Raw genomic sequence first — 5166 nt, forward strand, 5'->3', positions numbered from 1 at the left:
GAAGCTAGTTTATCCGCTGGTCTGTTAAGCAAAGTTTTAAGAAGAGAAAGAGAATTAAATGATAAACACTTAGAAAAACTTGAGCCTGTACTAATAAAATATGGATTTGAAAAATTATTAAATCCCACCAATGTTGTTAGTGTAGTTAATATAAATAGTGGAGAAACTAAGACTACAACAGTAGCTTCACTTAGTAAAGCCTTATCTTCTTTAGGGTTTAAGGTACTTATGATAGACTTTGACCCCAAGGCCAAACTTTCTTCTCACTTTGGAGTTTACCCCACAAAAATAAATATATACCATGCCCTAAAAGGTTGGAGCGAGCCTCCAGTGCATTATATTAAGAATAATTTATATTTAATCCCGTCAGATATAGACCTTTATGCTGGCTTAGACGAATTCACCAACCTGTCCTCCAATTTCCTTTTAAAGAAAATGGTAGATTCTCTACGTAAAGAATACGACTATATTTATATAGATTCAGGCCCTGGACTAGGTGGATTATTTATGAATACCTTAATAGCCGCTGATGAACTTATTATTCCCCTTTCACTTGCCCCCCTTGCTCTTAAAGGATTAAGCTTGCTTTTTCAAAATTTGGATACAATTCAAGAGCAGGTGAACTTATCCTTTACTATCAAAGGTATTCTTATCACAAAATATGATTCCTGTTCATCTGAGCATAACGATCATATCAACACATTAAAGAACAATATCCCCATATTAATATTTTTGATGAATTTATTCAATTGGACAAATACACAAAAAAAACAAGGGCCTTTGAAAAAAATTACCTTGAGTTAGCAAAGCTAATTACCAATTCGTAAAACTTAATACCGCATAAATTAACCGCACTATTATCAAGATAACTTATCCTTTACTATCAAAGGTATTCTTATCACAAAATATGATTCCCGTTCATCCGAGCATAAGGATAATATCCAACACATTAAAGAACAATATCCCCATATTAATATTTTCGATGTATTTATTCAACTGGGCAAATCCAAAAAAAGCTCAAGGGCATTTGAAAGGAATTATTTTAAGTCAGCAAGACTAATTTCCAATTCGTAAAAACTAACCCACATAAATTAATAACGCAATGAACAATAACATCATTAAAGCAGACCAAGAAGAGATTAAGAAAAAAATAACAATTTTACCTGATCTCAAAAATTTAATTCCTCCCCTTAAAGATGAAGAAATAAAAAGGTTAGAAGAAAATATTCTAACCCAAGGTTGCCGTGAAGCCCTAGTCATTTGGAAAAGTCCTGATGAACAATTCATCTTAGTGGATGGGCATAACCGTTACGATATATGCGTTAAGTTAGGTATAGACTTTAATATCAACCTAATGGGTTTTGACAATAAAGATACGGTTATAGATTTTATGATTAACAACCAATTAGGACGAAGAAACCTGACCCCTGAAAATGCCAGTTATCTGAGAGGGCTAAAATATGAAAGGGAGAAAATAAAATTTAACAATATTAATAATCTTAAACAGTTTCAATCTGAATCTCCAAAATTCGATAATTTAGAAAAGGAAAAAACAGCAGAAAGAATTGCTAAGCAATTTAACGTATCAAAAAATACCATACTTAGAGATGCCGCCTATTCTAAAGGCCTAGAAAAAATTGGGCAAACCAACCCTGCTCTAAAAACCGATATCCTTAAAGGGAAAAATAAAGCTAGAAAACAAGATATAGAGGTAATAGGAAGAAATGAGGTTTCAAATAAGATTTTGCAAGATGTTTCCCAAGCAAAAGATATAAGAAAACTTGCTTCAGAATTAGTTCCTGAAAAACCTCTATCCCCTTTAACTGTAAATCAGTGTGCTAAATATTCTATAAAAGCATGTAGAAATAAAAAACGCCTTGAAAAATTTATTAAAGGAATTGAAGGTAAAAAGAATTCCTCTAGAGTTTATCTGGAATTTATTATATATGCCTCCATAGTTGACCTTGAACAAGAAATCAAAGGCTCCGAAGAACCTGCCGAAATCATAAATAAAAAGAAGGAAGAAATTGAGTGGCTTCATAAGCAGCTGAATAAATAGGGTAAAATAAAAAAATCAACCTTTTTTATTGTAAAGAATTCTAATTCTACAAATACCCAATCGTACAAAATAAAAACTTTAATCTTTCTAATTGCCCATTCTTTTGTCAGAATAAAATTATCAATTACAAAAAATTGTTTTTTAGAAATATCCGATTACCCAACCAATTCCTGCTAAACTCATGTGTCAATTAGGCTTGCTAAACAAAATAGAATCCTTCTTTGATAATCCCCACTAGGTTCAGAACTATTGCGTAGTGAATAACCTGTTACACAGAAATTTCCTTTTCGGCGACCTTTAAAAATAATGATATCACTTATTATATTTTCACAAAAAAATTGATAATTGCCAAAAAGACTAAAACAAAGAGCTATTTAAAATTAAATATTTAATAAAATTCCATTTGACATTTTCTCGGTTTATTCAAAAACGGTCTAACTTCAACAAGGAATGCTGTTGTATGGAATTAATAATCCAATTTTTATTTACCTTTTAGCTCATTAAGTCTATAAAACTTGGGCTTAATCAATCCTAAAATTGAAGTTTTATAGGAAAGCAATAATTAGGTCCATATCTACCCTGAAAATGTAGCTTTTTTATAAAGCTTCTATTTTTTCATCCGTGTATTTTCTAAATTCTCTTTTGAAAACTCCATAAGCGTATTTCTGTTCTGTTGTTTTTATTTCATCATTGGATTTTTTAAGATTAACCAATTGGATGAGTTCATTCAGTTTTTCTCTTCCCATCTGACTGATTTCCTTGATGAAGCGATCTGAAAATTTATACCGGTCTTTAAAAATGGAGGTAATATGAGCGGTATCCGGATGGTTAAGGCAACGTTGGACAAAATCCTTAGGTCTTTCAAAGGCTACCCCGGTAATCTTAAAACGGAAGCCGATCAGCGGTTTTCTTCCCTTACCGCTATTTTCACCAAATACCTTTTCAAATTCAAATTGGAAGGGGCTATCATTTAATTGCTCCTGAGCAACTATAATTGTGCGCTGGACTAGCAGATTAACAGATTTGTAAGGAGTTTTTCCCGTCTTTTTATCTTTAGTGAGATCCATCAAGCGTCGAAAGGTGTCCAGGTCAAAGTGGCAATTGAATCCATCTTCATCTTGATTATACCGAAATGCATTGAGTATCTCAAAAATGCGCATAGCATACCAATTAGATAACTTCATATAGCTGGCTAGGGACCATTCATTATAGTTATTAGCTAATCCAATAAAATATTCTTCTAAAGCAGGATTAATCCGGATAGTTACCATTCCTTCGGATGCATGATAAGACGTCGGGTTTTCTTTAGCAGTAGTATCCAATAAATGTCTGGGGGTATATTTTTTACCGTCTATTTCCTGAATGATGAATTTTACATCGGAGAGTTTGTTAATGGCTTTAGCGACATCACTATATATACCCTTATTTTTCGTTTTGGATATTTGAACTAGTTCACTTACCCTAAAATGATAATAGGGCTGAAGTTGTTTATCAGTTTGTTTAATCTGAGCGAGGACCATGCCCAGAATTTTTTTTCCTAGTGCACCAATATTTTTTTGATGACTCATGGTAAATTTCCAGTGTTGTTTGATTTGCTGGTTATAGTCTCCTGGTTTGATTATTGATAATGCTTGCTCCATTTAACAAATTAGTATAAAAAGGTTATTGCACATTTTTTATCCTGTTCCTATACCCCTCTATTTTTTGAATTTGCTCCTCTATGTGAGCGAGTAAAAACTCTCTATCTTGTTGATTTCCTTCCTTGGTAAATTTGTTGTTTACCTTATACTGTTGTGTACTCCAATTAGATGGTTTCTTTTTCAAATGTTGCTGCAAGGAAGTGGTTTTGATTAATTCCGTCTGTTTTCCCTGCTTATTTGCGGTGAGAGTATATAAAAAGTCATTCCCCCCCCCACCTTTGGATCTATAAGTAATGGACTTATGAAAAATAGAAATCCATGGTTGCTTTTTTTGCTTTCTGAGTTGTTTTAACACAATTACATTAAATTTTGCATCTTTAGGTGAAAGGAAGCACTCTAAAAGGAGGTCTTGATGTTGTCCGACGTATTCAACTTCTTGTTTCAGTAAATTTTTATTACCTGATTGAATATCGATATCTATTTTAGCACTTTTATCCAAGTGAAAGGCAATAAACCGTAAAGCGCCACTGGCAAAACGGGCGACTCTCTCGATAGTTGCTTCTCCGACATTAAACTCCTGTGCTAACTTATATTTTTTATTTCCGATCAATTCATCATTTTGAGGAACTAATTTCCGCCTCCCTCCATCGTCTTTTTTCTCATCGATATAGGTAATTCCTCTTAAATAAAAGATTTGCCATCGATTCATATTTCGGCGACCTAATTGAATACTTCGCATTTCTTTCTTTGCTGCTGGTAGAACGGGGATATCATCTCTTAGGTCGATTCCAAAAGGGCGATCTTGTTCCGTATTTTTTTGAAGAATCATATATCAGGTATAACCATCCAGAATATAATATTTTCCATTGAAAGGCCACGCCAGAAGGTTTTCTTTGTTCTTGCCGTCCTGAAGGATATTTTTTGCCAATGTTTTGAATTGATCACTGGAAGGCAAAGGCATATACACCTGAAGTTCAGGGTGAACTTCAAGGCTATTTTTAATTTTCTCCTGAGCCAATAATCCCTGCTTGTTTTGTTGTCCTATAAATTCGGAAGATTTTGCTGGTTGGGTTAAACCTATAGAAACAACTATATTCTTAGCCATGGATAATTTCCTTCATAAAGTTTTTGTAATCCTTTACTCCATTGGGGGATTTATTGTAAGAAAATATATCTAAACCTGTCTGTGCGGCTTCTTTAAATGCGATATTAATCGAATTCTCGTATTGAAGATATTCATGAAATCAAAATATGTCATAATATCTTTCATGTTCTGTTTATGAATCGTTAAACGACTATCTAACATGGTAAAAGCAATTCTTTTAACTTTGAGATAGGGATTGGAAAGATCTCTGACAGAATCAATGGTATCAAAAATGGCTCTGTTGCAAACTTTTAGTTTTGAATTAACATCTTGTTATCTTTCCCTAATAATGGTAATACTTTTAGCCATGGGTGAATTTAAAT

At 33.1% G+C, this 5166-nt stretch carries 5 protein-coding genes; 2 read left to right on the plus strand and 3 right to left on the minus strand.

Annotated features, from left to right (window positions below; translation table 11 throughout):
* Nucleotides 1-804, plus strand: an 804-nt coding sequence (locus E1171_RS07610) for a ParA family protein (RefSeq protein WP_155205415.1), incomplete at its 5' end; no start/stop codon positions are given.
* Between the two features lie 298 nt (nucleotides 805-1102).
* The gene (locus E1171_RS07615) at nucleotides 1103-2059 is read left to right on the plus strand and encodes a ParB N-terminal domain-containing protein (protein WP_155205416.1); all 957 of its coding nucleotides are present in this window, start codon (nucleotides 1103-1105) and stop codon (nucleotides 2057-2059) included.
* 596 nt (nucleotides 2060-2655) lie between these two features.
* Here E1171_RS07615 and E1171_RS07620 read toward each other — a convergent pair.
* The 3 genes from E1171_RS07620 to E1171_RS07630 are packed head-to-tail and all read right to left on the minus strand — an operon-like array spanning nucleotide 2656 to nucleotide 4804.
* Entirely contained in the window at nucleotides 2656-3699 is a 1044-nt protein-coding gene (locus E1171_RS07620; protein ID WP_155205417.1) for a replication initiation protein, read from the minus strand.
* 22 nt (nucleotides 3700-3721) lie between these two features.
* Nucleotides 3722-4528: a hypothetical protein gene (locus tag E1171_RS07625; RefSeq protein WP_155205418.1), complete on the minus strand. Its 807-nt coding sequence runs from the start codon at nucleotides 4526-4528 to the stop codon at nucleotides 3722-3724.
* A 3-nt stretch (nucleotides 4529-4531) separates the two neighbouring features.
* Nucleotides 4532-4804, minus strand: a complete 273-nt coding sequence (locus tag E1171_RS07630) for a hypothetical protein (RefSeq protein ID WP_155205419.1) — start codon at nucleotides 4802-4804, stop codon at nucleotides 4532-4534.
* Between the last annotated feature and the right edge of the window lie 362 nt (nucleotides 4805-5166).

Source organism: Xanthovirga aplysinae, from assembly GCF_009711365.1.
Classification (GTDB): domain Bacteria; phylum Bacteroidota; class Bacteroidia; order Cytophagales; family Cyclobacteriaceae; genus Xanthovirga; species Xanthovirga aplysinae.